Consider the following 26,927-nt stretch of genomic DNA (forward strand, 5'->3'; position numbering starts at 1 on the left):
CCCGCACAGCTCTTTTCTCGAACACGATCCGTGGTGATCAGCGGTGTGTTATTTCAATGGCACGTATTCGCCATCCTTCCAGACATACCATACCCAACTCTGAACCGTGAGGTCGCCCTTCTCATCAAAGTCGATGCGACCGAGCACCGTATCGAATTGATGGCTACGCAAGGACCTAATCACGTCGCGCAAGTCCTGCGAACCGGCTTGCTTGACTGCCTGCGCCCAAGCTTGAACGGCGCCATAGCTCAACAGCGTATAGCCTGCGGGTTCGAAGTTGTCCGCGCGGAACCGCTCCACCACCGGGGCGGCTGTGGGATTTCGCCGGGGATCTGCTGAAAACGTGAAGAGGGTTCCCTCAGCCGCGGGGCCGGCGATCAGGGCAAATTCCTCGGTCGCGAGGGCATCTCCGGAGATGAACTGTATCGGATTACCGCGATCACGCGCGCCGCGAACCATGAGCGCTACCTCGGCATGATAGCCTCCAACATATGCCACAGCGACATTGGCCGCCTTCAGCGCAGTGATTTCAGCCGAATAGTCATTCTTTGCAGGCGTGTACGACTGGTAGATCGCTTCGGTCACACCCCGCTTGTTCAACTGCTTTCTGGTCTCGTCGGCAAGTCCCCTGCCATAGGTGGTGCCGTCGTGCAGAATCGCAATCTTCTTGTTCCCCCAATGATCGGCCAGGTAGCTGCCGGCCACAACACCCTGTGCATCGTCGCGACCAATGACGCGGAAGACGTTGTCGCGACCCTGTTCGGTCAACAGCGGATTGGTCGACCCTGGCGAAATCTGCAGAACGCCTGCGGCCTCGTACACTTTCGAAGCTGGAATCGAGGCTCCAGAACAGTAATGTCCGACGACGAACACGGCACCGTCAGCCACGAGCTTTTCGGCGGCGACCACCGCTTGCTCGGGATCACAGAAGTCGTCGACCGTGATGAGCCGCACCTGCTGGCCGAGAACGCCGCCCGTCGCATTGAGATCGGCAACCGCCATCTCTGCTCCACGCTGCCCCTGCTCACCAATCCAGGCCAGCCGTCCCGTCATCGCGGCCGAAACCCCGATCAACACGTCGGCATGCGCGGAGCAACTGACCACAGCGGCAAGGCCGACAAAGACAAAGACAAAGACAAAGACGCGGTGCATGGAAGAAACCTTCCGCCTCAATCCCGCAATTTGGCCAACGGAGAGGGTCTCGCAATCAGCGACTGCTGTTTCGGACGCGCTCAATTGCATCCGACCATACCATGTAGCACTGGGGAGTGATACGGTTCTTGGCGTCGAAGCCGCAATCAGGGCGTTTCGCTTAAGCGCCAGCGTCTGTTGCAGCGCAAACCTCGCGGGTAACTGCTTCTATTTTGTGATCCACACTTGGCCGATTTCGTTGAAAAAGTCGGCGTGTTCTCAGTCGATGCCTTGATGCGATGGCGGGTCCTGCGGATTTTGTGATGGGTCGTCGCCGTTATGCCGGCTTGGGTGCAGGCATCGGGATCAATTTGGCGAGCTTTCTGAGGTTTTGGGCGGTGGCTGCGAGATGGAATTCATCCCTTGCGCCATTCGGTCCTCGCAATCGCAAGCGATCCAGCTTGAGAATGCGTTTGAGATGGGCAAACAGCATCTCGATCTTCTTCCTCTGCCGTCTCGATGTGACATAGGCTTCCGTCTTGGCGATATCGCGAGCCATATCCCGCGCGCCCTCATGGATTGATCGTGGGACCTTGCGTGCCGGTTCCTTCGGGCAACATCTCGCTTTGAGTTCGCAGACCTCGCAGTCGTATTTGCTGGCGCGGTAAAGAAGCTGGTTGTCGTTGACGATCGTACCGCTGGTGGTCAGCACCTTGCCTGCCGGGCAGCGGTAGATGTCATTCGGCCGATCCCAGGTGAAGTCCCTGCGGGAGAATGTGCCGTCCGTCCTTGCGGACTTATCGAAGACCGGAATATGCGGCTCGATGCCTTGTTCGTGCACAAGCCAACCGAGCATCTCCGCCGATCCGTATCCGCTATCAGCGGCCAGCCGAGCCGGATAAAGGCCGAACTCCTCTCTGGTGCGCTCTATCATACGCTTGGCGGCCGTCACTTCTCCCTGGCGAATGGCGGTTGTCGCCTCGACGTCGACGATGATCGCGTGGTCGAGATCGATCATATAGTTGGCGGTATAGGCAAAGAAGGCCGCGCCCCCGTTGGCGGCGGTCCAACGAGCTGCCGGATCGGCAGGTGAGATGAACTTCGGTGTGACCGCGGTCGCTGACCCGAACGCCGCGTCATCCAAGGCTGCGACGTATTCCTTGACCGCACGATTGGCCTTTTCCGGTGCGCTCCAATTGGCTCCCTCGATACCGCTTTGGCGATTGGCATCTGCCTTGATAAGGCTGCCGTCCACCGCAAAGCCCTCACCACCAACAAACCCTTCCTCCATGCAGCGCGACACCACCATCTCGAACACGCGCCGAAAGAGATCACTCTCGCGGAAGCGCCCATGACGGTTCTTCGAAAAAGTGGAATGATCCGGTACGCGGCCATCAAGACCGAGCCGACAGAACCAGCGATACGCCAAGTTCAGATGGACCTCGTCGCACAGTCGGCGTTCCGAACGGATGCCAAAGCAATAGCCGACAAGCAGCATGCGGATCATCAGTTCAGGATCAATCGATGGTCGGCCCGTGTGACTGTAAAAACTGGCCATCTCTCCTCGAACTGCCGACAGATCGATAAAGCGGTCGATCGCGCGAAGCATGTGATCAGCGGGGATGTGGCCTTCGATTGAGAACTCGTAAAACAACGCGGCCTGATCGACTTGCCTGGGTCCCAGCATCTGCTTCGCTCCACTTTAGATATTGGAAGTGAATCAGTGATTTGCAGTGCAGGCAACCCCGGAGTTTTTCAACAAAATCGGCCAATTGCGCGCTGATGCGGCATATTTCCCCGCCATCCGTGACAAAAGCTCCAGACGCTTTACCGAACTCAGCGGGGTGCTGTGGATTTGGGCAGCATCGACCAACCTATCAATTGGCGCCAGCGGCGTCCCTGACGAAGTTTAGACCGGCGGCAGGGGAGCGAGCGAGAATGCGATTGCGACCTTGCGCCTTGGCCTCGTAAAGCGCGGCGTCCGCCATTGAGACAAGGCTATTTGGCTCCTCTCGCAGGACACGCCCTGTTGCGGACGATATACCGATACTCGCAGTGACTCTGCCGAATTCACTCTGGGAATGGACGATATTCTCCTCCCTCAAGTGGCTTGCAAATCCTTCTGCAACGATAGCCGCTCCATTCTCATCTGTTTCGGGAAGCAGAACGACGAACTCCTCGCCACCATATCGCGCGACGATATCCGCGGGCCGCTTCACGGATCGATGCAGGCATTCACTGACGAGGCGCAGGCATCGGTCTCCGGCCGGATGGCCGTAGGTGTCATTAAACGCCTTGAAACGATCGATATCGATCATCAACAGGCTCAGTGGTGTCTTGTTCCTTGCACTTCTCGCCGCCTCACGCAAAAACGCGTCGTCAAAGGCCCGGCGGTTGACGATCCCCGTCAATCCGTCGGTTTCCGCAAGGTTCTTCATCTGCTCGGCAGACAGCCTCAAGGCGATTTCTGCCTGCTTCATTGTCGTGATGTCCGAAACAACAACCATCGCGGTCCCGTCTGCCGCTCGTCGCGTCTTGATGCTGCGCCAGTCGCCGTTCTGAAGTTGAATCTCTTCGTTCTTGTTCTCATGCAATGTGCCGCTGGCCGCTTTGATCCAGTCTTCCATCGAATCGTAGGAAATATCCAGACGCTCACGGGTTTCGGCCACACGGCGTAAAATGTCGCTGATGTGCGCACCAATCACCCGAGCATCTGCGGATAACGGAAACGCGTCTCGGTATTGTTCATTGCAAAAGAGGAGAATGCCCTCGCTATCAAACATCGCAAAACCGTCTGGCATTCCCGCCATCGCATGGGATAGCAAGTTCTTGCTTTGCCGCAATTCCCGTTCAAGAGCGGTGCGTTCGGTGATATCCCGCGTTACGCCTGCCAGACCGATTACGCGCCCATCCCGATCCCTCAGGGGAACCTTGGAGGCGAGCAGATTTCTACCCTCGATATACTCGGCGCAGTCGATAAGGGGTAGGCCCGTGCGCATGACCTCCTGCTCGCGGTGATACAATTCCTCGGCGAGCGGCCGCGGCAAGAGATTGAAATCCGACAGGCCCAACATCTCTGTCGTGGACTCGAAACGATAGAGACGGATCATATTTTCGTTGACGGTGATGAACCGGCTGTCTCGATCCTTCACGTAGAGATAATCGGGCGACTGCGAAAACGCGGTCTCCAAAATTCTGCGCTCGAGTTCGAGACGTTGCGTTTTCAATAGGATGAGGCCACCCACGATGGTCGCTACACAGTTCGTCGCCGTCATAGGTAGGCCGACTGCAGATAGCGCCTGGACCTTCGACAGAGCAGGCAGCAATCCCATTGACGCAATAAGCAGACATCCGATCGCGGCCGCGAGTAGAGCAATGTGCGAAAAGACCGGAGCTTTCTTTCTGATTAGGAAGTTCGCTACAATCCCCATGCCAGCGGCGGCAATGGTCACCAGCACGCCATCAGTCATTCCGGCCCCGCCGATCGAAATGCGGAAAGCAACCGTAAGCGAGGCGGTGATGACTGCCGCAATCGGCCCGCCAAACATCCCCGAAAGAGCAAGCGGCGCAAAGCGGAGGTCCACAAAAGTGCCGTGACTGAATTGAACGGCAAGCAACATCGAGCCGATGGACGCAACGCCGGCCATGATGCCGAACATGATTTTTTCAAATCCGACAATTTGTCGTTGAAACCAGATCGAGAGATGTGCCCAAATCGAAATGGCCAAGCTGACAAAGGCAAGGTTGCCAGCAAACTGCTCCCATATGCCAGTCATCACGATACGTGGGCCTTCTCATAGATTTGGATCCCCGATCTTATGCGAAGACCGGTTTGAGCTTTATTAAGACGCAGCGCCAGCCTCGCACTCGCCGCCCCGAACAGGAGAGCACGGATTCCCTGTTCGTCGAACCGCCAGCAGCACAGGAAAACCAAATCCCTACCTGTCCATTGTCGTCGATGTTATACACACAATGGGACACCTGCACCGTCGACCAGCGACGCCGCGCTGCGGACCGGACCGAACTTCTATCGTCGGATTGTATCACCGGATGCGATCTCCCTCTGCTCTCCCTCTTATTAGGTGAGCGCGGTAACGTGCCTATGCTGATCTCTGAGAAATCTCGGGCGGGGGTCGCGGGGAATTGAAACCGAATTTCAGCTTGGAAGCCAGCATCATTCGGTTTCCGGCTTGAATCACACATCCTTCTTGCGATGTTACTTTATTAGCATGCAATTATATTTGGATTCTTCTCTCCGCTGGTCTCGCAGTAGCAGAAAACGAATGCGCGGACCTGTTCCGACACAGTATTTTTGTGTTTCGCTTACTAAAGCCCGCAAATTTTAGGGTTGTTCAACGTCAAATACTGTTGAATGCTAAGACCGCGCAGCGCGGGCGAAATCGTGATCGCGAACCCCGCTCAGCGACAGAACGGATGCTTGAGATGAGGATCCTGAACCATCGCATTACGCGGATCGCGGTCGGCATTTTGCTCCTGGTGCTTGTTGCCGTCGCCCTATTGCCCGGGGTCACGGGCGTCACCAGTCTGGATGGCACGGTCAATGCACGCCTCGCAGTCATAAACGCGCCGATCGACGGCGAAGTTGCGGGATCGCCGCTGCGGATCGGAACGCCAGTGAGCGAGGGGGAGGCACTTGCGACCATTCGCAACGAGCGCGTCAACCGGGCAATCCTTGCCTCGCTGCGCTCAGAACACCGCACCGCGGTCGGACGTGTTGCTGCGCTTGAGCGGGAGCGCGCGGAGCTATCGCAGCTGCGCAATCAGCTTTCCGAACGACTTGAGGTCTTCCAGCGCGCGACCATTGCCAGCCTGGAACGGGAATTGCAGATCCTGCGGAAGCGGGTCGACGTATCGCGCGCCCAGGATCTGGTGGCACAAGTGGACCTCGGCCGCAGGCAGGATTTGGAGTCAAGGGGAATTTTCGCCCGCAAGATGGTGGAGTCTGCCAAGGCTGCCGGGGCCGCGACGGGCGGCGAGGTCGAGGTGAACAGCCTGACGGTCGAATTGCTGCAGCATCGATTGGAAGCCGTGCGTCAGGGGATATTTGTCGGCGGCGATGGCCAAAACGATGTGCCGTACTCCCGCCAGCGACAGGACGAAGTGATCGTTCGCATCAATGACCTCAACACGCGGATCGCGGAGAACAGGACGCGGGCGAGCCAGAGCGAACAGCAGATGGCCGAGGAAGAGCGCCGCGTTCGCAGCCTCGAATCGGCGACCATTCTCTCGCCGTTCAAGGGCGTCGTCTGGAGCAGGAATATCGTCGGCGGCTCCAACGTCATCCTGAACAACGAGATGATGCGAGTGCTCGATTGCCGTGAGCTGTTTGTCGATATTCTCGTGCCCGAGGTAGACTACGACGAAATTTATCCCGGGCGCGAGGCGGAGGTCCGGCTCTTTGGGCGTTCCGAGACCTTCAAGGGCAAAGTGCAATCGGTCAAGGGCAGTTCCGCTGTCGTCGAAAAGGATCTGCTTGCCGCCAACGAACCGGAAACCGACGAGCGCAATGCCCGGATCCGCATCCTGCTTGCCCCTTCGGCACTCAACACCGACTTCGCCAGTTTCTGCCAAACCGGTCGAACGGTCCAGGTGCGTATTTCCAAACGCGCCGTTCGGCTGTCGCAATGGATCGAAAGCCTATGGTTCAGTCTCTTCTAGTGCTGGCGCCGACCTTTGCGGTCATCGCCTTCTTTCTTATCGGGCCGTTCAACTGGTCGCGCCGGCAAACCTGGACGCGGGCCGTTACCTGCGCCTTCGTCGCAGCGGCGGCAACACGCTACATGATCTGGCGCCTGACGGAAACGGTTCTGCCCTATCCCAATGACGGCGCCAACTTCTATTGGGTTTGGTTCATCTTCATTGTCGAGCTTCTGGCCGTCTCGGAGGTCTTCCTCTTTCTCATCCTGATGAGCCGCCACGTCGACCGCAGCGCCGAGGCCGACCGGCTCGCGCGGGTGTTCTTTCACCGCCACCAGAGCGAACTGCCCACGGTCGACGTCTTCATCCCGACCTATAACGAACCGCTCGACGTGCTCGAGAGAACCATCGTCGGGGCGCTTGCGCTCGACTATCCCAAGGACAAGCTGAGAGTGTATGTGCTTGATGACGGCCGTCGCGACTGGCTCAGTAACTACTGCGAACACCACGGCGCGGTTCATGTGATCCGACCCGACAACGCCCATGCCAAGGCCGGCAATATGAACAATGGCTTGCGCATCAGTTCCGGCGATTTTGTCGCCATCTTCGACGCGGACTTCGTACCCTACCGTCATTTCCTCAGGCGAACGTTGCCGTTTTTCTCAGACAGCACCATTGGCATCGTTCAGACGCCGCAGCATTTCTTCAACGTTGATCCGGTGCAATCCAATCTCGGCCTCGAGAACATATGGCCGGACGAGCAGCGCCTGTTCTTCGACGAGATTGCGCCGAGCCGCGATGGCTGGGACGTAAGCTTCTGCTGCGGTTCCTGCTCGATCGCTCGCCGCAAAGCAGTCGAAGCGATCGGCGGCTTCCCGACCGAGTCAATCACGGAAGATCTGCTGACCACGCTCTCGATGCTCAACAAAGGCTATAAGACCCGTTATTTGAACGAGCGGCTGTCGATGGGGCTGGCGGCCGAAAACCTGACCGGCTATTTCGTCCAGCGCGAGCGGTGGTGCCAAGGGGGCATCCAGACGCTCTACCTGCATAACGGTCCGCTGCGGGGACCCGGGCTTTCCCTCTTTCAGCGGATCATGTTCCTGCCGATGTCCTGGCTGGTGCAATATCTGGTCCGCATAACGGTGCTGGTCGTACCGATCGCCTATTTCTGGTTCGGGGCGCTGCCGCTCCACTTCACCGAGGTGGCCGACTATGTCTCCCACCAGGTGCCGTTGTTGGCCGCCTATTTCCTGTTGATGCTCTGGATCACGCCGACCCGTTATCTGCCCGTGGTCTCCAGCGCCGTCGGTACTTTCGCGGCGTTCCGCATGTTGCCGACGGTAATCTCCAGCCTGGTGCGGCCGTTTGGCAAGCCATTCAAAGTGACGCCCAAGGGCAGCGGCAACGAGGAGGGCGTCTTCGACGCCTACACCTTTGCCTGGATAGCGGGGTTCATCGTCGTCACCGCCCTCGGCATAGTCATCAACATCGTTCCGGAAACGACGCGAATACAGGGGGCGTTTTCGCCGATCGCCGCGCTCTGGGCCGGGATCAACATCATGGTGCTCGTCATCGCTTCGCTGATCTGTTTCGAAAAGCCGCGGCGTCTCTTTCAAGCATTCAAGCTCGATGAGGCAGCAAATGTTGACGGTTCGCCCGGTCGCCTCGTCAGCCTTTCCCTCGAAAAGGCTGTGATCGCGGTTCCAACGGAAACACGGTTTCAATCCACACGTGTGCGACTGGCGCTCGACGGCTTCGAGCCGATCGAGGCGGAGCTCAGGCAGGCAACGCAGCGGCGCGGAGACATCAGCCGATCAGGCGACATGCGGCGATACTACCTCCATCTTCATTTCGACTTGAACGGGGTGGAGCGGGACAAGATGATCGTCAAGCTCTATACCGGACGCTATTCGCAGGACATTCCCGATATCGACAAGGTCGCCGTCTCAGTGAACCTGTTGTTGCGTGCCTTCGGACGCACGCGCACTGCATAGTTGGCTTCGACGGCTCATCTGATTCTCGCTATTCACCGTAAACGCCGCCATCCCCCTGAACTTCTTCTCGCTCGCTGCTCTACGTCAGGCGCAATGCGCACAACGCGACTCTGGCCCTGAGCATCGGCCAGAACGACGCACTCGTCGTCGACATGCCGCAATGGGGCAGCGCCGGGCAGGTGCTACTACGCTCGAAAAATCGCCGTAAGGTCCAGGTCGCTCATTGTTCACGTGGACAAGCTTGCGCGCCCAGGCGAAAGCATCCCAGCCAGACTTTGGATCCAATATATCGCATGACGGTGCCCTTGCTTCCAGTGTCACCATCGAAGGAGATAAGGACGTACGTGGCGAGCGCGATCCGCCTTTGGCGCCTGCCTACCAGTGGCGGTGACGAACGCCATGTCCCGCCAGAGGTTCGTCGGTTGCATGGCATCGCTGCCAGTAGATCCCGAGGATCAACATGCTCTACCGCCGACGTCGCTTGGGTGCCAACAGGTCATTGAAGTCGAGCTTGGTATCGCCGGGCGCGGTTCGGCAAATCAACGCCCGGCTTTCCATCTGTGGCTTGCTCGAGATTGAAAGTTAGTGTCGCTTAACGCAATCCGTAAAATAGGACAGGACATCCGACGAATTATCGGCCCGATGACGCAATTCCTTAGCGATCTGCTCAAGTGCCAGGTTAAGACAATAGACCGTTTGCTCCGCATCCAGAAGCATGGCACTTTCTCTCGCGAAAACGACAAGACGGGTTATGGCGTGGAATTCTTCAATCTCGCTCTCCGCCGATACCTTCAGCTCCGAGAGCGGGATGGTGGCCTGTTGTGCTGTCATTTTTGGCTCCGCAACGATGATGTTGCGCTGATCCTAGACAGAGCGGATGGAAACTTCGCGTGACACAGGCGTGACACACTTCAAGATAGATTGCCGGTCACGCGCGCTACGGAATGTTGTTTCACCATTTCATTCCAAAGGGTTGTTCGCTGGAATTGCCATTCCAGTTCGGGTATTGATCGAATGTCAGCAAACTGTGACATAACAGTGAGAAGCTCTATCGCATCGGCGCGCTTCTGATTGACTGCCAGACGCTGAAGAGCCGCCGCAATCGGAGACCGTCTGTTCTCGTCGATAAGGTCTGCATGCTCAAGGAGGGAGCGCCATGTGCGATCCTTGAAAAAGATTGATCGTGCCACCGCGCTGAGGTGGTCGGCTTCTCCGGAACTGAGGATCTGCCTGTCAACCAAGGCATCAAGCGTGGCACAAACGTTTACCAAGGGCTCGCTGAGTGAAAGCCAACCGAGTTCTTCTGGGCCGTGGACCTGAGCCACATCCGAATCGTCCACGCGAATTCCATCTCTGTATTCCTGGAAAATCTTGCCTACGCCGATCATGCCGAACAAGTGGCATTCCGCCGCTCTCAACGCGCCCATGCTGGCCGCCCCGACAACCGTGACGCCAGCGCTGAGGGCATAGAGGATCTCCTTATGCCAAACCGGAGCGGTATATTCGAATCCTCCATCGATGATGCCGATGACAGCGGCCCCCTCCTCCACGGCTTGGAAGACGTCTCCCTGGATAGCCGGGCCATGGACAATGATATCACCGGCTCGCTCGCGCGCATCGGGCAATGTCGGGCCGACATAAAGGATTTTCATCCGAAAGATCCTTTGGACAGGGCACGGTCGCCAAAGCGCTGTCTCCGGGCGCCTTCGGGATTCTCTAATCGTGGCGCAAGCACTTTGACCACCGCGAACGGCCAGGCGGGATCACTGAGCCTCACGGCAAGGATCGGCCCCAGCCCCATACGCCTCAAAACATCGACAGTTGCACTCATGCGGTCGATCTGGGAGCATTTGAAGTCTTGCGGATACACATTCCTCGGATGTGCTCGCAATAGATTGAGCGTTTCCTCGGCCAGGGATTGGCGGTAAACTTGGGGATAGATATCGTCCCTGCCGCCGCTAATGAATGTCATGCGAGATTGTACCGCTTCGGTAATCGCGCGCGAGATCGCCTTGTGAACCGATGGATGTGTTCCCGCGCCATAATTCACGTCCACAAATCGCGACCGCCGAGCGGAGAGCACCTCTATCGGAGCAATAAGCGCTGTGAAGGAAGGAACGCCAATGTCGCTGGTGATATCGAACACCCTCAGAATCAGGCCGGCAGCTTCGATAGGGGCGACCAATGACGAAATTTCCTCGCACCCGAGAGAGGCCGGATCAATGCATGACGCAAGCCGCGTCTTGAAACTGGTCACCTGCCAAAGTACGTACGCATCCCGCTCAATGCGCTCGTTCAACCCATGGAGCGCGGCCTCTTCCAAAGTGTTTCCCGAAGCCAAGCCATCGGACGATTGCCAATATATGCAACTGGGCGACGTTCGGTCGAGCACTACAGCGTCGAGTGGTACATAGATTTTTTCGCCCGAAATCAGGTCGCGGCCAAGGACCCAAGGAATATCCTCCTCGTCCTCAGCCGCTACCTTGCCGATCGCAATCAGGCTCGGGAGTCTGTCGAACCGCTTCCCGGCAACCCTGAGCGTGTGGGCTGATGCACGAACGATGTCACAGTGCGGATCCGAGGCAACGATCCGTTCCAACGCCTCCATTACGGCGGATGTCCTCGCCTCCTCGTCAGTAAGACCTTTTCCCTGGGCGACGACGATGGACTTTGCGTTGGGCGCATAGGCACACCAAACCGGGATGCCTATACGATCCAGACCTGTATGGCGAGCAACGCGCGTGATGCCGAAATCAGCAAGGCAGCCAGCGACACGAAAGTAGGTTTCCGCCGCACTATATGCCCTGTCCGGCCATCCCGCCTTGCCCAACATCAGGTATCGAAAAGACCGGCCGATACCGATGCGGCGGAGGCGATGGCAACTGCGAAGTCGACATTCTTTACCACGACACCACCAGAGCCGCGAAGCTGGCTGGCCGAGGCGAGAGCGCCCGTCACATTGCTGATCGGCATGACCGTTCCAGCATCAATGTCAGCCACATAAAGTGTCGGATCACCCGGAAATCCGATAATCACCACCTTTGACATTTCATTTTCTCCTTTATTAACGTTTCAGTATCCGGCTTTCACAAGGCCTTCCCGATACATCTCTTTCTGCCATTGCTCCCTGATCGGCACTACAGCGAGCCATTTTTGCAAATCAAATTGAGGATTAGCCATTCTGTCCTTGCGGCGGTAATGATGTGCACGTTTGCTGTCGCCAAGCATTGCGCAGCTTGCAGCCAACAGTCTGTACGCTGACGCCTGATTGGACATGCTCTGGATCCGCGAGATCGCCTTGTCGAATGCACCGACGAAATAACTTGCGCCCGCCGCGCACCAAAAATACTCATCGGGCCCAAGCGGGTTCAGTGCGATGGCCTTCTCAATTTTTTCCAAGCCATCTTTTGGGCGCGATGCATGAATAAGCGAGTCGGCGAAACTATAGATCGCGTCCGCGTAATGAGGGCTCAACTCTTCGGCGCGGGCGAGCGCATCGAGACTTTCATCAAGCTCCCCCAAGTAAAGCTTCGCCATGCCAAGCTCCTTGTAGCCGTAGGCGATTTCAGGATTGCGTGTGATTGCGGAACGAGCGCTTTCTTCTGCTTTCCGCAGCAACTCGGGATCGCCCCGCGCAGTGAGAACCCACTCGATGGAGTAGGTTTTGGCAAGGCCGCTATACGCATGAGAGAAGTTGGCATTCTGCTGCAGCGCCTCTCTGAATGTCTTTCGGGCGCCGCGCACGGACGGTAGCGTAAGTCGGCTCATTTGTTGGACGCCGAGAAGATATCTCTGATAGGCGCCCGGATGGTGCTCGTAATCACTGAGGGCGCGCTCATTACGCTTCAACTCGGCAAGAATTCGACCCGTGACAATCTCCGCCAACGCCTTTCGATGCGATGATAAAAGCCCACGTGCGATTTCGAAGCGATCAGCGTAAATCACATTGTCCGAGGGGACAAAAATGATCTGAACGAAGAGTCCGTCGCCCGTCAGCTTGGTATCGACCACGTAGGAAATCTGGTGCTTTTCGAGGAGCAAAAGCTTCTCATCGCTTGCGCGGATACGCTCCGCTGTATAGGGCGCAACGATCGATAAGCCACGCAAGGCACAAAGGCCTATCGCCACATCGTCAATCAATGCGCTTGCTGTGGGAAGATCCAGACCCGACGTATAACTTCCCGTGGGCGGCAAGAGCGCAACGCGCGGCAACTTCTGCGGCTGGAAAGCGCTTTCTATAACGCCAGTTGCTATCTGTGCCGTGCCCGCCGGCGTGATTTCGCCGAACATGCGGGCGGCGGCAGCCACTTTGGGGGCCACCGAAAGGGTGTCTCGCACCAGCTGGTCGTCTGGAAAGCGCTCCAGGATGTAGAATGCTGCTTGTCGTGCCGCTGCGATCTCCGTCGCGCTCGATGCCTGGGCAGACGTTTCAAGAAGCCGAGCACGCATCAGTTCGAGTTGTTTCCGGCGTTGTTCCTTCACCCAGCGCGCAAACACACCGTCGGGCTCGTGCATGTCGACGAGAAACGTGCGATTGATCAAATCGACGAGAGACGACAACGAAGTCTCTGTTGGGTGCATCACCTTTAACACATCTGCGTCACAGACGAGGTGGTCACGATTGAGGGAAACGTGTGTCGGCGAAAACGTCAGCAGCGACCCATGGGCAACCCGCAGACGCGAAATCAACTTTCTCAGATTCGTGAATGCAATTGCACGGTCATCGTGGCTCCACAGGAATTCGGCCGCCTCCTCGCGGCTGATTTCAGAAAATGCGCTCGTAGCCAGATAGGCAACAAGCAACAGTCCTTTGCGAGGATATTTGCACTCCCGCCCCGCAGCATCGAGGAGGCGCAACCTACCAAAGGTCTGCAGGAACACGCCGCTCACCGAAGGTAAGGTGAATGGAGCTCCACGTCGTCAATACGAATGTTCGGATCATCGGCGTCAGCCAGAGCCTTGGTTAGTGTGATGATGGTCTGCCGAACCTTCTTGCTTTTGATCGACGTGAAAGCTCGGTTAAGCGTTACTCCATCGCGGGACAAGAGGAATGCGCCAATCTCGTCCACTTCTTGCAGATCCGTCGCCGGCACCTGCTGATCCTGGAAGAAGTAGGTGACCGGAACGCCTAGAACTCCCGCTGCAGCCTGTAATTTGCTCGCGCTGATTCGGTTAGTACCCTTTTCATACTTCTGGATCTGCTGGAAAGTGATGCCAAGGTGATCTCCTAGCTTTTCCTGGCTCAGTCCCAACACAAGACGACGCGACCTCAGACGCTTGCCGACGTGAATATCGATTTGGTGCGGCGTGGCATTTGTCATCCCTTGCTCCCTCGAATGGCGAGTATTCAATCATGCGTTGATTAGCACCATGACAATTTCCTTGCAAAATGCAAGAACTGCTCGGCCGTCACAGACGATGAAGATGTCGTGCGGCCACCTGCGTCGAGGCCTTTAAACCCGGTCCATGTTCCGCGGCGAAGCGCTTCTGTCGACGTTGTCGACCAGGATTGCAGTCAACGAGGCACTGGGGCGCGTCCCCGCCGTGTGAATACCAGCAGACGCGATAAGGTTGCGGGGATACAAGCCGAGCGGCGGCGCGGTCTCCCGTTGCGCAAAGCTGCGACATGAGATGCGGCGGGCGGTCGCAGTAGAGCAAGAATGGGGCTCCGTCTCGCGCTGACTGGGCGCCGCCCCGCCGCTGCGGAACCTCCCTTTCGGCCTTCGCCCGTGACGGACCTAAGCTGTGCAGGCGCCGCCAATTGTGCGAGTGTGAGCAAGACGGGAAGAAGGCGGTAGACGACGGGTGGCTAAAGCTTCACAGTGGTGTTGCCCTGAACCAGCTGTATCGCTGCTCGCCACGATCCAGTCACATCCGCCTTCGCAAGTATATCCAAAAGCGCCTGAGCTGCCGTCTTGCCAATCGCAACGCGAGGCACGTCAACGGTTGTGAGCTTGGTCCGCACCGCGTTGGGAATGGACGTCCCGTTAAACCCAACGACCGAGACGCGGTCTGGGATAGCTATGCCCGCTTCGTGCAAATAGCACAAGCCGCCAAGTGCCATGGCGTCATTGAGGAAGTGGACTGCCTGTATGTCTGGATGGGTCCGGATCAATTGCTCCGCCAAGGCGCGGCCTGTATCGGCCTGTCTCGGTTTCTCTTCGGACGTCATGCTCACGAGATCGACGCCTTCGGCGGCAAGCGAAGACTGCAGGGACAGGTAGCGGCGGCGGGCACAGAGATCCTTGTCCAACTCGGCGCCGACATAGGCGACACGCCGCAAGCCGCGTGCGAGAAAATGCGTGGCGACCAGGTGGCCCGCCTCAGCATGGGAGGGACCTGCACCAAAATCGAAATCGGTGTTGTCGCAATCCCAAAGCTGAATGGCCGGGCAATTGCGTTTTGCCAGCAATCTTTCCGCATCCGCACTGCGCGCCATCCCACCGTTCAGCAGCAGCCCCGCCGGCCGAAATGACAGCATCGTCCGGATGAGATCAGCTTCGACGGACGGATCAAAATGCGATTCCCCAATAAATGTCTGAAAGCCTCTGGGCCGAAGGACCGCGTTTACCCCGCTCAGGACTTCGGAAAAAACGATATCGCTGATTGAAGGGATGATCACAGCGACCATCCGGCTTGAACGTGAACTGAGCGATCCCGCGAGGCTATTGGGCAGATATCCAAGCTCGTGGGCGGCCTGCCTCACCCTCCGTCGTGTTTCCTCGGAAATGTTTCCGACGTCGCGCATCACCTTGGAGACAGTCATTCTGCTCACCCCTGCTTTTGCGGCCACTTCAAGGAGCGTGACGACCTTCCCGCGCTCTTCTTCCATCTTCACTGCTCCCCGAAGAGGCCTCGCGCCAAAGGGCTTGACGCCCGATAATGTTATCGATAACATTTGCCTAGGTTAGCGATAACCTAAGTGCGGCACGGATGCAATATTGCGGCACCGAACGACTGGGTTTCGGGGGAACGTCGATGGAGGCGACTTCCACCAATCCTCACCTTGCGCAAGCAACCTTACCGGTTCGAGACCGCGAAACGGAAGTCGCACAACGAATTCCATGTCGGAGCAATCCGCAATCACCCAAGTGGAGGAAAGACCAATGAAGATTTCGAATTTCATGCGTGCCGCGGTGACCGCGATCGGGATAGGGGTCGCAAGCCTGGCTTCGATTGCCGACGCCGGTGCCGCGGCCTTGAACGACATCATTTCGCGCGGAACGGTTCGGATCGGCGTGTTGACCGGGGCGCCGCCAATGGGGATGGTGGATGAAAAGGGCAATCCAACTGGTTATGACGTCGATGTCGCAAATCTGATCGCTGGATATCTGTCGCTGCCCGTTGAACTTGTGCCGCTGACCCCGCCGGCTCGTATTCCAGCCCTTCAGACCGGCAAAGTGGATTTTCTGGTCGCGACGCTGGCACCAACCGGCGAGCGCGCCAAGACCGTCATGTTCACGCAGCCTTACAGCGCCTTCAACATGGACATTATCTCCGGTCCCGACCAGAAATTCGCGAGCCTTGCCGATCTCGCGGGTAAGCGCGTGGCGGTCAATCGTGGCTCGTCGCAGGAGACTGCACTGCGCAAGGCGGCCGTACCGGGCCTGGAAATCGTTGTTTTCGAGGACGATTCCACCAGCGCACAGGCTCTGATCGCCGGTCAGGCCGATGCGGTTGCTCTGCCCTCGACCGTGGGCGAAGCGATTATCAAACAGCGTCCCGATGCGGGCCTGCAGGTGGGATTCACCTTCTTCCAGCAAGGCAATTCAATGGCGACGAAACTGGAGGATTTCGAACTCCGCCAGTGGCTGAACACGGCGATTTACCTGATGAAGATCTCCGGAGATCTCGACAAGGTTGCAATGAAATGGACAGGCCGCCCGATGCCGACCCTTCCATCCTTCTAACCGGGTCGCGCAAGAGCCTGCTGGCGACGGGCGCCGGCAGGCCGCGAAACTTCGACGGAGCTTGCTCATGTCCTATACGTTCCAATTCGGCGTGGTTGCGCAGTACCAGGATGAAATCCTCACCGGTATCTGGCTGACGATCAAGCTGTCGGTCCTTTCGATCATTCTCGGCTCAGCCGCCGGTGTCGTGCTCGCATCGATGCGCTCCATACAGGGCGGCACGGTGCGGTTTCTAGTCGATGCCTACGTCGAAATTATCCGCAACACGCCCTTTCTGGTCCAACTCTTCATTGTCTATTTCGGGCTTCCCGGCCTTGGTCTGCGCGTCGGCGCCGACACAGCGGCATTGATCGGCATGACCATCAATCTCGCCGCCTATTCGACGGAAATCATCCGCGCCGGCATCGAGGCCGTCCACAAACCCCAGATCGAGGCCGGTGAGGCGCTCGGCTTCACGCGTTTTCAGATCTATCGCCACGTCGTCATCGTGCCGGCCATCGCCAAGGTCTATCCAGCGCTATGCAGCCAGTTCGTGCTTATGATGCTGGCGTCGAGCATCTGCTCGGCGATCTCGACGCATGAGTTGGCCGCCTCGGCTGCCTTCGTTGAATCACAGACATACCGATCGTTCGAGATCTATATCGTTGTCACCCTGATCTATCTCGCACTTGCGTTGGCGCTGAGGGCGGGCCTAGCACTTGTGGGCATGTGGCTTTTCGGCCGCCGCGTCGCCCGGCAGGCGATGACGGTGCTCCCGGAGGTGCCGGCATGACGCTCAGAACATTTGGTTTTGATGAATTCGGCTTTTTGCTGCAAGCGCTGCATTGGACCCTCCTCCTGACGGTCATCGCGTTGATCGGCGGGGGCCTTCTCGGATTTGCAGTGGCGCTTGCCCGCACCTCCAGCGTCCAGGCCATTAGGTTTGCAGCAGGCACCTATATCCAGGTCATCCAGGGTATTCCGGTGCTGATGATCCTGTTTTTGTCCTATTACGGTCTCAGCCTTGCGGGGTTTGAACTGCCGCCGCTCTTTGCCGCGGGCGCATCGATGACGATTTACACATCTGGCTATCTTGCAGAAATCTGGCGCGGCTGCATCCAGGCGGTGCCGAAGCAGCAATGGGAAGCGTCGGAGTCGCTCGCAATGACGCGGCTGCAGCAGTATCGCTACGTCGTCCTACCCCAGGCGGGGCGCATTTCCCTTCCGCCAACCGTCGGTTTCGCGGTGCAGGTGGTCAAGAACACCTCGATCACCTCAATCATCGGCTTTGTCGAACTCGCGCGTGCCGGGCAACTGATCAATAACGCGACGTTCCAGCCCTTCCGCGTCTTCATCGCGGTTGCCGTTCTGTATTTTGTCGTCTGTTACCCATTGTCCCAGCTCTCGCGTTGGCTGGAAAGGAGGCTTCATGCCTGAAGTAGTCGTTGAAAATGTTCACAAGAGCTTCGGTGCGCTCGAAGTGCTCAAGGGGGTGTCGCTCACCGTCGGACGCGGCGAAGTCTTCGCGCTGATCGGCCGGTCCGGTTCCGGAAAAAGCACGCTGCTCCGATGCATGAACGGACTGGAGAAGATCAATTCGGGCCGGATCGAGATCGCGGGCCACGCGCTCGGCGGTGACGCCAAGACCTTGCGCAGCCTGCGTGCCGACGTCGGCATCGTCTTCCAGAGCTACAACCTCTTTCCGCATCTGACCGTCGGCGAGAACATCATGCTCGCGCCACGCATCGTCAAGGGCGCGACTAGGCCCGAAACGCAGCAAATTGCCCGCGAGGTGCTCCAACTCGTCGGCCTCGCCGAGAAGTTCGATTCATATCCCGATCAGCTCTCCGGCGGGCAACAACAGCGCGTGGCGATTGCCCGCTCGCTTGCCATGCGGCCGAAGGTAATGCTCTTTGACGAGGTAACCTCGGCGCTCGACCCGGAACTGACAGAGGAAGTGCTGATGGTGATGGAACAACTCGCCCGTGACGGCATGACCATGATACTTGTGACGCATGAAATGAGTTTCGCACGCCGCGTGGCTACGCAAACCATCTTCATGCATAAGGGCACGATCTGGGAAGCAGGACCATCCCGGGAACTGTTCGCTAACCCGCAGACGCCGGAATTGCGGCAGTTTGTGAAATCCGACGTCAAGTAGCTATCGGAAGACAGGGAAGCGGCATGCCCCGGTTGCTCGCAAGGATCTGCGTGCGGCGGTGGCGCGAGCGCTGAGCCTTGTTGAAGGCGAACGTTCGCCTACATACTGTTCTGTCAGGCCCACGATAGCGCAGACCCAACGACCCATCCGCCGACCAAGATGAACTAGCCAAGCAAACATGGGAGAGACCGATGCAAGATCCCAATGTCGTTCGCCGCGAGATGCGCATCCCGGCGCCGCCCGCCGCGGTGTTCGCGCTCATGACCGATCCAGAGAATATTCTGCGCTGGATGGGAACAGAGGCACAGATCGAACCTCAGCCTGGGGGCATTTATCTCGTCAATGTCACCGGCGCTCGCTTCGCTCGTGGAACCTTTCGCGAGGTGGTGCCGGTGCACCGCCTGGCATACAGCTTCGGCTGGGACGGTAGCGAGGTGGTTCCTCCTGAATCGAGCCTGGTCGAAATCGATCTGATCGAACAACCTGATGGAACGCTTCTGCGCCTGACTCATTCCGGCCTTCCCAATGCAGAGCAATGTGCCGGCCACGCGGAAGGCTGGGCTCACTACCTCGATCGACTGGCCGAGGTTGCCGCCGGTGGCAAACCGGGTCCGGACCCGTGGGCTGGACGGGTGTAATTGCACTCCGAAATCGGCGCCTTTGAGCGCTGAGATATCTAGCTTAACCGGCGGCTCGCAGACGTTGCAACCGACGAGACTACATCGTGCCACTGCAGTATGGCGACCTGGCACGGGACGGTGGGACAGCGGAAACCCATGCGGATTGCCCTTCCCGAAGGAGCCCGGTCCTAGTATTCACATGCGGCAACCCGACGGGTAGAAGCGCAACCACCATAGCGGATGACAGCCTGTGGCCGCCATGGCATGATCTCAGCATGGATTTGCCCGCCCCTCTTGTCTGGTTGATTGACGAGGCAGCTGCCTCGCCTGACCCTCAATCGTTCCTGGCCGAGTTGGGCTCCCGCCTACTGGCCGATGGCCTGCCGCTTGCCGGCGGAGCGTTGACGCTCGCAACGCCCCATCCGATCATCGCCTATCGCACATGGCTATGGCGGGCGGAAACCGGGGCGGTGATTGAAGCGCTGAGCTTCGTCGGCGGCCCCCCCAATCAAGCCGGGTGCGACTGGCTGGCCGGGCTTGGACCGGTGCGGGAGGACAAAGTCCCCTCGGCATCAAACGGTCCGGTGCTGGGCTGGGCTGGGGCCCGGCCATTCGGCCCCGTAGAGGCCGATCGGCTGCGCCAGGCAGCGCGTTTCGCCGCGGCGCCCCTGGCCGCCTTAGCCGCGCGCGGCGCGCTGAGCGCACTGCTCGAGGCTTATCTCGGTCGGCGGAGTGCCGCCCGGGTACAGGCCGGCGCGCTGTCTCGCGGCACGGGGGAGACGATCCGCGCTGCGCTACTCTATGCCGATCTGCGCGACTTCACGGCACTGTCCGAGGCGACAGAGCCCGCGGCGGTGATAGCTGCCCTCGACGCCTGGTTCGACCGGGTCACCGGAGCGGTGCATGCTTTCGGGGGCGAAGTGCTGAAGTTCATAGGCGACGGCGTGCTGGCGATTTTCCCCGTCGCCGGCAAGCAAGGCGAGGCTTGCGACGCGGCATTGCGCGCGATCGCCGCCGCTCGCGCCGGGATGGCCCATCTCGACGCGGTGCGCCAGACGCAAAGATTGCCTCCGCTACCCTTTGGTGTGGCGCTACATTTCGGAGAGATATTATGGGGCAATGTCGGCGCTGCCGACCGGCTGGACTTTACCGCCATCGGGCCTGCCGTCAACCTGGTCAGCCGGCTCGAAGGTCTATGCAAGCCCCTTGGTTACAACGTGCTCATCTCAGGCGCGGTGGCGGTAGAGGCAACAACAGCTTTGGTGTCCCTGGGCAGGCACCGATTGCGCGGTATCGCCCATCCCTGCTCGGTTTTTACCTTGCCTGAAAATTGAGTTTCGTCCGCCATTTCCGGCCGAGAGCGCGATCGGCGCTTTCGGATCCTTTGCCGCCCGCGGCGGTTGCCGGACAGAAAGTTACTCTGTCCGCGTCGAGCGCCGCCATGATCGACTATGTGGGCAACCAGTTCGCGCTTTTTTGTCCTTGGAGGGTTGAAAAGACGCGCCCAAGCGCCGGGGCTGGAAATTGTCGCGCGCCGGATCGCCTATAGACGAGAGGAACTGGCCGCGATGTGGAGTGAAGCGTTTGCAGATCTCGTCGGCTGCCAACGCGACCTTGGAAACTCTGGACAGCCCCGCGAATAACTCCGCCGGGATGCCGCGCCGCGCGAAAAGCAACCAAATGCGCCAGCGCTGAGAGAACGGGCTATTTGAATATCTTCCGTCGCTCTGCAGTGACCTGAACGCACACTCAAATGTTACGTTCCGATAACAGGTTTGCGTCAATGGGAGAGAAAGCATGGTTTCATCCGTGTCGCAGGAGGCGGTAGGGCGTGTTCTGATCGCAGAACGCAATCCGCTTGTCATTGCCGCCCTGCGAGGGTTGTTTTCCGAAAATTCCCGCTTCTTCATCGTAGATACGGCGCGCACATCAGCCGAGCTTTGCGAGAAACTTACCTTGGTCGAGACTGATTGTGTGCTGCTATCCTGGCAACTCGAAGATGCCGAGGCTCCGGATGTGCTGGCGGATCTCGGCCGTCTGGGCTTCGATCCGAAAATCGTGCTGTTTGCCGATACCAATAACCCTTCGATGGTCAATGAAACGATCCGGCTCGGCGTGAACGGGCTCTGCTACCAGTTCGAAGATCCGGAGATTCTCTTTGCGACGCTCACCGCCGTGATGCAGGGCCGCATCTGCATTCCCTATACGGTGCTCTCAAAAATTTCCAATACGCCTTTCCAACAACTCACCGCGCGCGAGACGGAACTGCTCGGCATGCTCTCCAATGGGTGGTCGAACACCCAGATCGCCAGCCGCACAGGCATTTCCGAGAATACGGTGAAATATCATCTCAAAAATCTCTACGACAAACTTGAAGTGCGCAATCGCGCCATGGCCGTTGCGCTTTACACCAGAGAGCGTCGGCGCAATCCGCATTGAGACTACCTACGGGTAGGCCGCGCCCTACCCATTCTTCCCAAGAGCCACCCAATGGTACCGCGTTTGAGCTGCCCGTCAGGCACTATTTTCCGTCTGGGCGAGTGTTGTGCGCAATAGGTCAGCAAGGCAGTTTTGGTGCCGAGGAACAGTCCGCCCGCGGACGCTGCGTGCATCGGAGGAAACCATGCCAGGCTACAATCATCTCTTCATCCCCGGCCCCACCAACATCCCCGAACAGGTCCGCCAAGCGATGAACCTGCCGATGGAGGACATGCGCTCCCCACGCTTTCCGGAGCTGACGCTGCCACTGTTCGCCGACCTCAGACGAGTGTTCAAGAACCAGAACGGCCGCGTCTTCATCTATCCTTCCTCCGGCACCGGCGCCTGGGAAGCGGCAATGACCAACGTACTTTCGCCCGGTGATCATGTGCTGATGAGCCGCTTCGGCCAGTTCTCGCATCTCTGGGTCGACATGGCCGAGCGCCTCGGCTTCAAGGTTGATTGCATCGACATGGAATGGGGCACGGGCGTGCCGGTCGAGCTCTATGCGGAACGTCTCACTGGCGACAAGGCGCACACGATCAAGGCCGTCTTCGTGACGCATAATGAGACCGCAACCGGCGTGACCTCGGATGTCGCCGCCGTCCGGGCCGCCCTTGATGCCTGCAACCATCCGGCCCTTCTCTTCGTCGATGGCGTTTCCTCGATCGGCTCGATCGATTTCCGCCAGGGCGAATGGGGCGTCGATTGCGCCGTCTCCGGATCCCAGAAGGGCTTCATGCTGCCTGCCGGTCTCGGTTTCCTGTCGGTCAGCGAGAAGGCGCTCGACGCTGCGAAGACCGCGCGTCACATGCGCTGCTACTTCTCGTTCGAGGACATGATCAAGACCAACGACGCGGGCTATTTTCCCTATACACCGCCGACGCAGCTTCTGCGGGGTCTGCGCGCCTCGCTCGACGTCATTTTCGAGGAAGGCCTCGAGAACATCTTCACCCGCCACCATCACCTCGCCAACGGCGTCCGCGCCGCAGTTTCCGCCTGGGGGCTGAAACTCTGCGCTTCAGAACCGAAGTGGTACTCGGACACCGTCTCGGCCATCCGACTGCCGGAGGGCGTCGACGGCGCCGAGGTCATCAAGCACGCCTATCGCACCTACAACACCTCGCTCGGCAGCGGGCTCAGCAAGGTGGCGGGCAAGGTATTTCGCATCGGCCATCTCGGGTCGCTGAACGAAGTCATGGTGCTTGGTGCGCTCGCAGCCGCCGAACTCACATTGCTCGATTGCGGCGTGGAGATCGAGGCTGGCTCGGGCGGGGGGGCCGCGATCAACCAGTTCCGCGCCGCCGCCGCGACGGCGACAGCCAAAGCTGCTTGAGAAGAGATCAGGGGAGGAATTCATGAGCCACACCATCCACCATCTGCGCCGCCTCCGGCTTCAACGCAGCGAACTCGCCGTGCCGGGCTCGAATCCCGAGATGATCGAGAAGGCGGCCAATTCGGACGCCGACTACATCTTCCTCGACATCGAGGACGCCGTGGCCCCGCCAGACAAGGAGCGTGCCCGCGCCAATATCGTGCAGGCGCTGAACCAGATCGACTGGCGCGCCCGCGGCAAAACTATCTCGGTCCGTATCAACGGGCTGGACACCCACTACATGTACCGCGACGTGGTCGACCTGATGGAGCAGGCCGGCGACCGGATCGACACGCTGCTCGTGCCGAAGGTCGGTGTGCCCGCTGACCTCTACGCGGTCGAGGCCATCGTCAACCAGATCGAGATTGGCAAGGGCTACGAGACCCGTGTCGGCCTCGAGGCCCTGATCGAGACGGCGCTCGGCATGGCCAATGTCGAAGCGATTGCCGCATTCGGCGGTCGCCTCGAGGCGCTGCATTTCGGTGTCGCCGATTATGCCGCCAGCCTCAAGGCACGCACGGTCAATATCGGTGGCCTCAACCCTGACTATCCGGGCGACCAGTGGCATTTCGGGCTGTCGCGTATGACCGTCGCCTGCCGTGCCTATGGCTTGCGCGCCATCGACGGACCGTTTGGTGACTTCTCCGATCCCGAAGGCTACATGGCCGCCGCCCGCCGTGCCGCCGCCCTCGGCATTGAGGGAAAGTGGGCAATCCATCCGAGCCAGATAGCGCTTGCCAACGACATCTTCTCACCGCCCGACAAGGAGGTCGAGCGCGCCCGCCGCATCGTCGACGCGCTGAGGGTTGCTGAAAGCCAGGGGAAGGGTGCTGCCTCGCTTGACGGAAAGATGATCGACGCCGCTTCCGAGCGCATGGCGCGCAACGTACTTGCCACACATGACGCAATCGCGGGCGGCAGCCGGTAGAAGGAGGAAGACATGGACATTCACGAATACCAGGCCAAGGAACTTCTCGCCCGCTATCAAATCCATATTCCGCGTGGTGGGCTGGCGTATAGTCCGGAGCAGGCCGCCTATCGCGCAAGCGAGATCGGGGGCGACCGCTGGGTGGTCAAGGCGCAGATCCATTCCGGTGCGCGCGGCAAGGCGGGCGGCATCAAGCTCTGCTCGTCCGACCATGAGATCGTCGAGGCTGCCGATGCGATGCTGGGCGCCAGGCTGGTGACTCACCAGACCGGGCCCCAGGGCAAGCTGGTCAGCCGCCTATATATCGAAGAAGCAATGGACATCGAACGCGAGATCTATCTCGGCTTTGTACTCGATCGCAAATCCGAGCGCATCATGATCGTCGCCTCGTCCTCGGGCGGCATGGAGATCGAGGAGATCGCGGAGGCCGAGCCCGACTCCATCATTCGCGCCACCGTCGATCCCGGCGTCGGCATGCAGGACTTTCAGGCCCGCGAGATCGTGTTCGGACTGGGCATCGACAATGCCCTGATTGGCCGCGCCACGCAGACGCTGCTCGGCTGCTACCGCGCCTTCGTCGACTATGACGCTGCGATGCTGGAAATCAATCCGCTGGTCGTCACCCGCCGCGGCGACCTGCTGGCGCTCGACGCCAAGATGAGCTTCGACGAGAACGCCCTCTTCCGCCGTCCGCATATCGCCGAGATGCGCGACAAGAGCCAGGAAGACCAGCGCGAGACCTACGCCTCCGACCGCGGCCTCTCTTATGTCGGCCTCGAGGGCAATATCGGCTGCATCATCAACGGTGCCGGCCTCGCCATGGCGACCATGGATATGATCAAGATCGCCGGCGGCGAGCCCGCGAACTTTCTCGACATTGGCGGCGGCGCTTCCCCAGAGCGCGTCGCAAAGAGCTTCCGCGCCGTGCTGCGGGACAGACAGGTCGAGACGATCCTGGTCAACATCTTTGCGGGCATCAACCGCTGTGACTGGGTGGCCGAGGGCGTGATCAAGGCACTGCGTGAGGTTGGCGTGCCGGTTCCGCTCGTCGTGCGCCTCTCCGGCACCAACATGGAGGAGGGCCGGCGCATCCTCGCGGAGTCCGGCGAAGACATCATCGTTGCGGAAACGCTGGCCGAGGCTGCCGACAAGGCCGTCGAAGCGTGGCGCGCTTTCAGCGCAAACAAAGCTGCTTGAGGGAGGCTCCGGATATGTCCATTCTACTCGACAAGAACACCCGCGTCATCGTTCAGGGCCTCACCGGCAAGATCGGCAGTTTCCACACCGAGGACATGAAGCACTACGGCACCAACGTGGTCGGCGGCGTCACCCCTGGCAAGGGGGGCCATACTCATCTCGGCATGCCGGTCTTCAACACGGTGAAGGGTGCTGTGCAGGAAACCGGCGCGGACGCCTCGATCGTCTTCGTTCCGCCGCCCTTTGCGGCAGACTCCATCATGGAAGCGGCGGATGCCGGCATCCGGCTCTGCGTCTGCATCACCGACGGCATTCCCTCCCAGGACATGATCAGGGTCAAGCGATACATGAGGCGCTACCGCTTCGAGGATCGCATGACCCTGATCGGACCGAACTGCGCCGGCATGATCACGCCCGGGGAGGCGGTGATGGGCATCATGCCAGGCTCGATCTACCTGCCTGGCCGCATTGGCATCGTCGGCCGTTCAGGTACGCTTGGCTATGAGGCTGCAAGCCAGATGAAGGCGCTCGGCATTGGCGTGTCGACGTCGGTCGGAATCGGCGGCGACCCGGTCAACGGTTCGTCCTTCAAGGACATGCTGGAGCTGTTCGAGGAAGATCCGAACACCGACGCGGTGTTGATGATTGGCGAGATCGGCGGCCCGCAGGAGGCGGAGGCCGCACTCTGGGCGCGCGATCACATGAAGAAGCCGTTGATCGCCTACATCGCAGGCCTTTCAGCCCCGAAGGGCCGTCGCATGGGCCATGCGGGTGCGATCATCTCCGCTTTCGGGGAATCGGCGCAGGAGAAGGTCGAGCTCTTGAAAAGCGCTGGGGTTACAATTGTGCCGACGCCGTCTTCGTTCGGCGAGACGGTGGCGGAGGTGTTGTCGGTCATGAACAAGGCGGCCTGAATGGCCGGCCCGTGTGCTTGGGTCTGGCGGTGCCCGCCAGAATTCGAGGTCGTGCTGGCGTGGCTGCCAAGGCGGCTGAATATGGAGATTTCATGGATGCCGATTGAGAACACACCTTCGGGTGGGCCGCGCCCTACCCACCCCTCCCCGCAACCACCCGCCGGGGCTGAGCTCGGACTGCCCATCCGGCAGCCATTTCTGCCGCAGCGAGTGTTGTACGGACATGGTCCATAGGGCAACGTCCGCGTTGAGGAACGGTCAGGCAGAATCGATTTTGCATTCCCCAAGGCCGATAGCCACGGAAAGGATCACATGAAAGATGACCGATCGGCAGATGTCGAGCAGCCCAAGAGTTTAATGGGGAAGACCGAAAATGCAACCGACTGACCCGCAGTCGTCCGGCTGGTCCTGTTCATCATTGTCCTTCGTCGTATCGAATGTGTGCTTCGCCTATGGCTGTGGAATTTCGCCACCTGCAAAGTTCGCTTTTGGACAAGCCCATCGTCGCAACTGACACGAGTGTAAGCGGGTGATCTGTTAGTCACCAAGGCAAGCGGCAGTAGAACCGCAAGTCACAAA

At 59.2% G+C, this 26,927-nt stretch carries 23 protein-coding genes; 13 read left to right on the forward strand and 10 right to left on the reverse strand.

Annotation, left to right across the window (positions count from 1 at the left end; all coding sequences use genetic code 11):
• Positions 1–48 precede the first annotated feature (48 nt).
• The 3 genes from A3AY_RS0132525 to A3AY_RS0132535 form a co-directional block, all read right to left on the reverse strand.
• Positions 49–1,152, reverse strand: a complete 1,104-nt coding sequence (locus A3AY_RS0132525; protein WP_018329848.1) for a branched-chain amino acid ABC transporter substrate-binding protein — start codon at positions 1,150–1,152, stop codon at positions 49–51.
• A 316-nt stretch (positions 1,153–1,468) separates the two neighbouring features.
• Positions 1,469–2,818, reverse strand: a complete 1,350-nt coding sequence (locus A3AY_RS0132530) for an IS1182 family transposase (RefSeq protein ID WP_018329849.1) — start codon at positions 2,816–2,818, stop codon at positions 1,469–1,471.
• 190 nt (positions 2,819–3,008) lie between these two features.
• Positions 3,009–4,907 (reverse strand): diguanylate cyclase, encoded by a 1,899-nt coding sequence (locus A3AY_RS0132535; RefSeq protein WP_018329850.1) that lies wholly within the window; start codon positions 4,905–4,907, stop codon positions 3,009–3,011.
• 658 nt (positions 4,908–5,565) lie between these two features.
• Here A3AY_RS0132535 and A3AY_RS0132540 point away from each other — a divergent pair.
• Positions 5,566–6,810 (forward strand): HlyD family secretion protein, encoded by a 1,245-nt coding sequence (locus A3AY_RS0132540; RefSeq protein ID WP_018329851.1) that lies wholly within the window; start codon positions 5,566–5,568, stop codon positions 6,808–6,810.
• A complete protein-coding gene (locus A3AY_RS0132545; protein ID WP_026204062.1) occupies positions 6,792–8,786 on the forward strand; it encodes a glycosyltransferase in 1,995 nt (664 codons plus the stop codon). Before A3AY_RS0132540 ends, A3AY_RS0132545 begins: the two co-directional genes overlap by 19 nt.
• A 582-nt stretch (positions 8,787–9,368) precedes the next feature.
• Here the strand turns inward: A3AY_RS0132545 and A3AY_RS36800 are convergent.
• The 7 genes from A3AY_RS36800 to A3AY_RS0132580 form a co-directional block, all read right to left on the reverse strand.
• Entirely contained in the window at positions 9,369–9,617 is a 249-nt protein-coding gene (locus A3AY_RS36800) for a hypothetical protein (protein ID WP_018329853.1), read from the reverse strand.
• 80 nt (positions 9,618–9,697) lie between these two features.
• Positions 9,698–10,438 carry a TfuA-like protein gene (locus tag A3AY_RS0132555; protein ID WP_018329854.1) on the reverse strand — a complete coding sequence of 247 codons (741 nt, stop codon included), beginning with the start codon at positions 10,436–10,438 and terminating at the stop codon, positions 9,698–9,700.
• The gene (locus A3AY_RS0132560) at positions 10,435–11,619 is read right to left on the reverse strand and encodes a YcaO-like family protein (protein ID WP_018329855.1); all 1,185 of its coding nucleotides are present in this window, start codon (positions 11,617–11,619) and stop codon (positions 10,435–10,437) included. Before A3AY_RS0132560 ends, A3AY_RS0132555 begins: the two co-directional genes overlap by 4 nt.
• The gene (locus A3AY_RS0132565; RefSeq protein ID WP_018329856.1) at positions 11,619–11,834 is read right to left on the reverse strand and encodes a hypothetical protein; all 216 of its coding nucleotides are present in this window, start codon (positions 11,832–11,834) and stop codon (positions 11,619–11,621) included. The genes A3AY_RS0132560 and A3AY_RS0132565 overlap by 1 nt, the downstream gene beginning before the upstream one ends.
• A gap of 24 nt (positions 11,835–11,858) precedes the next feature.
• The gene (locus tag A3AY_RS0132570) at positions 11,859–13,667 is read right to left on the reverse strand and encodes a hypothetical protein (protein WP_026204063.1); all 1,809 of its coding nucleotides are present in this window, start codon (positions 13,665–13,667) and stop codon (positions 11,859–11,861) included.
• A 5-nt stretch (positions 13,668–13,672) separates the two neighbouring features.
• The gene (locus A3AY_RS0132575) at positions 13,673–14,107 is read right to left on the reverse strand and encodes a helix-turn-helix domain-containing protein (RefSeq protein ID WP_018329858.1); all 435 of its coding nucleotides are present in this window, start codon (positions 14,105–14,107) and stop codon (positions 13,673–13,675) included.
• A gap of 488 nt (positions 14,108–14,595) precedes the next feature.
• Positions 14,596–15,618 (reverse strand): LacI family DNA-binding transcriptional regulator, encoded by a 1,023-nt coding sequence (locus tag A3AY_RS0132580; RefSeq protein WP_018329859.1) that lies wholly within the window; start codon positions 15,616–15,618, stop codon positions 14,596–14,598.
• Positions 15,619–15,892: 274 nt separating this feature from the next.
• On the opposite strand from A3AY_RS0132580, the gene A3AY_RS0132585 reads away from it, so the two are divergent.
• From A3AY_RS0132585 to sucD, 11 genes are all read left to right on the forward strand, one after another.
• On the forward strand, positions 15,893–16,696 hold the full coding sequence (locus tag A3AY_RS0132585) for a transporter substrate-binding domain-containing protein (protein ID WP_018329860.1): 804 nt from the start codon (positions 15,893–15,895) through the stop codon (positions 16,694–16,696).
• A gap of 67 nt (positions 16,697–16,763) precedes the next feature.
• A complete protein-coding gene (locus A3AY_RS0132590; RefSeq protein ID WP_018329861.1) occupies positions 16,764–17,468 on the forward strand; it encodes an amino acid ABC transporter permease in 705 nt (234 codons plus the stop codon).
• On the forward strand, positions 17,465–18,112 hold the full coding sequence (locus A3AY_RS0132595; protein WP_018329862.1) for an amino acid ABC transporter permease: 648 nt from the start codon (positions 17,465–17,467) through the stop codon (positions 18,110–18,112). Before A3AY_RS0132590 ends, A3AY_RS0132595 begins: the two co-directional genes overlap by 4 nt.
• Complete coding sequence (locus tag A3AY_RS0132600) at positions 18,105–18,836, forward strand: amino acid ABC transporter ATP-binding protein (protein WP_018329863.1); 732 nt, start codon at positions 18,105–18,107, stop codon at positions 18,834–18,836. Before A3AY_RS0132595 ends, A3AY_RS0132600 begins: the two co-directional genes overlap by 8 nt.
• Before the next feature lie 191 nt (positions 18,837–19,027).
• Positions 19,028–19,474, forward strand: coding sequence for an SRPBCC family protein (locus A3AY_RS0132605; protein WP_018329864.1), 447 nt, complete (start codon positions 19,028–19,030; stop codon positions 19,472–19,474).
• Positions 19,475–19,731: 257 nt separating this feature from the next.
• Positions 19,732–20,790, forward strand: coding sequence for an adenylate/guanylate cyclase domain-containing protein (locus A3AY_RS0132610; protein WP_018329865.1), 1,059 nt, complete (start codon positions 19,732–19,734; stop codon positions 20,788–20,790).
• Between the two features lie 463 nt (positions 20,791–21,253).
• Positions 21,254–21,895: a response regulator transcription factor gene (locus tag A3AY_RS0132615; RefSeq protein ID WP_018329866.1), complete on the forward strand. Its 642-nt coding sequence runs from the start codon at positions 21,254–21,256 to the stop codon at positions 21,893–21,895.
• Between the two features lie 184 nt (positions 21,896–22,079).
• Complete coding sequence (locus tag A3AY_RS0132620; RefSeq protein ID WP_018329867.1) at positions 22,080–23,270, forward strand: aminotransferase class V-fold PLP-dependent enzyme; 1,191 nt, start codon at positions 22,080–22,082, stop codon at positions 23,268–23,270.
• A gap of 22 nt (positions 23,271–23,292) precedes the next feature.
• Positions 23,293–24,237, forward strand: a complete 945-nt coding sequence (locus A3AY_RS0132625; RefSeq protein ID WP_018329868.1) for an HpcH/HpaI aldolase/citrate lyase family protein — start codon at positions 23,293–23,295, stop codon at positions 24,235–24,237.
• Between the two features lie 12 nt (positions 24,238–24,249).
• A complete protein-coding gene (locus tag A3AY_RS0132630) occupies positions 24,250–25,434 on the forward strand; it encodes a malate--CoA ligase subunit beta (RefSeq protein ID WP_018329869.1) in 1,185 nt (394 codons plus the stop codon).
• A gap of 14 nt (positions 25,435–25,448) precedes the next feature.
• Positions 25,449–26,348: a succinate--CoA ligase subunit alpha gene (sucD, locus tag A3AY_RS0132635; RefSeq protein WP_018329870.1), complete on the forward strand. Its 900-nt coding sequence runs from the start codon at positions 25,449–25,451 to the stop codon at positions 26,346–26,348.
• The last annotated feature ends 579 nt before the right edge of the window (positions 26,349–26,927 follow it).

Origin of the sequence: Rhizobium giardinii bv. giardinii H152 (assembly GCF_000379605.1) — a bacterium.
In the GTDB taxonomy this organism is placed as follows: domain Bacteria; phylum Pseudomonadota; class Alphaproteobacteria; order Rhizobiales; family Rhizobiaceae; genus Pararhizobium; species Pararhizobium giardinii.

Bases quoted from the DNA above. Each gene is read 5' to 3' on its own strand.
- A3AY_RS36800 (WP_018329853.1), bottom strand. From the start codon at position 9,617: ATGACAGCACAACAGGCCACCATCCCGCTCTCGGAGCTGAAGGTATCG.
- A3AY_RS0132565 (WP_018329856.1), bottom strand. From the start codon at position 11,834: ATGTCAAAGGTGGTGATTATCGGATTTCCGGGTGATCCGACACTTTAT.
- A3AY_RS0132610 (WP_018329865.1), top strand. From the start codon at position 19,732: ATGGATTTGCCCGCCCCTCTTGTCTGGTTGATTGACGAGGCAGCTGCC.
- A3AY_RS0132620 (WP_018329867.1), top strand. From the start codon at position 22,080: ATGCCAGGCTACAATCATCTCTTCATCCCCGGCCCCACCAACATCCCC.
- A3AY_RS0132560 (WP_018329855.1), bottom strand. From the start codon at position 11,619: ATGTTGGGCAAGGCGGGATGGCCGGACAGGGCATATAGTGCGGCGGAA.
- A3AY_RS0132615 (WP_018329866.1), top strand. From the start codon at position 21,254: ATGGTTTCATCCGTGTCGCAGGAGGCGGTAGGGCGTGTTCTGATCGCA.
- A3AY_RS0132535 (WP_018329850.1), bottom strand. From the start codon at position 4,907: ATGACTGGCATATGGGAGCAGTTTGCTGGCAACCTTGCCTTTGTCAGC.
- A3AY_RS0132605 (WP_018329864.1), top strand. From the start codon at position 19,028: ATGCAAGATCCCAATGTCGTTCGCCGCGAGATGCGCATCCCGGCGCCG.
- A3AY_RS0132575 (WP_018329858.1), bottom strand. From the start codon at position 14,107: ATGACAAATGCCACGCCGCACCAAATCGATATTCACGTCGGCAAGCGT.
- A3AY_RS0132630 (WP_018329869.1), top strand. From the start codon at position 24,250: ATGGACATTCACGAATACCAGGCCAAGGAACTTCTCGCCCGCTATCAA.
- A3AY_RS0132585 (WP_018329860.1), top strand. From the start codon at position 15,893: ATGAAGATTTCGAATTTCATGCGTGCCGCGGTGACCGCGATCGGGATA.
- A3AY_RS0132555 (WP_018329854.1), bottom strand. From the start codon at position 10,438: ATGAAAATCCTTTATGTCGGCCCGACATTGCCCGATGCGCGCGAGCGA.
- A3AY_RS0132540 (WP_018329851.1), top strand. From the start codon at position 5,566: ATGCTTGAGATGAGGATCCTGAACCATCGCATTACGCGGATCGCGGTC.
- A3AY_RS0132590 (WP_018329861.1), top strand. From the start codon at position 16,764: ATGTCCTATACGTTCCAATTCGGCGTGGTTGCGCAGTACCAGGATGAA.
- A3AY_RS0132580 (WP_018329859.1), bottom strand. From the start codon at position 15,618: ATGGAAGAAGAGCGCGGGAAGGTCGTCACGCTCCTTGAAGTGGCCGCA.
- A3AY_RS0132600 (WP_018329863.1), top strand. From the start codon at position 18,105: ATGCCTGAAGTAGTCGTTGAAAATGTTCACAAGAGCTTCGGTGCGCTC.
- A3AY_RS0132595 (WP_018329862.1), top strand. From the start codon at position 17,465: ATGACGCTCAGAACATTTGGTTTTGATGAATTCGGCTTTTTGCTGCAA.
- sucD (WP_018329870.1), top strand. From the start codon at position 25,449: ATGTCCATTCTACTCGACAAGAACACCCGCGTCATCGTTCAGGGCCTC.
- A3AY_RS0132525 (WP_018329848.1), bottom strand. From the start codon at position 1,152: ATGCACCGCGTCTTTGTCTTTGTCTTTGTCTTTGTCGGCCTTGCCGCT.
- A3AY_RS0132530 (WP_018329849.1), bottom strand. From the start codon at position 2,818: ATGCTGGGACCCAGGCAAGTCGATCAGGCCGCGTTGTTTTACGAGTTC.
- A3AY_RS0132545 (WP_026204062.1), top strand. From the start codon at position 6,792: ATGGTTCAGTCTCTTCTAGTGCTGGCGCCGACCTTTGCGGTCATCGCC.
- A3AY_RS0132625 (WP_018329868.1), top strand. From the start codon at position 23,293: ATGAGCCACACCATCCACCATCTGCGCCGCCTCCGGCTTCAACGCAGC.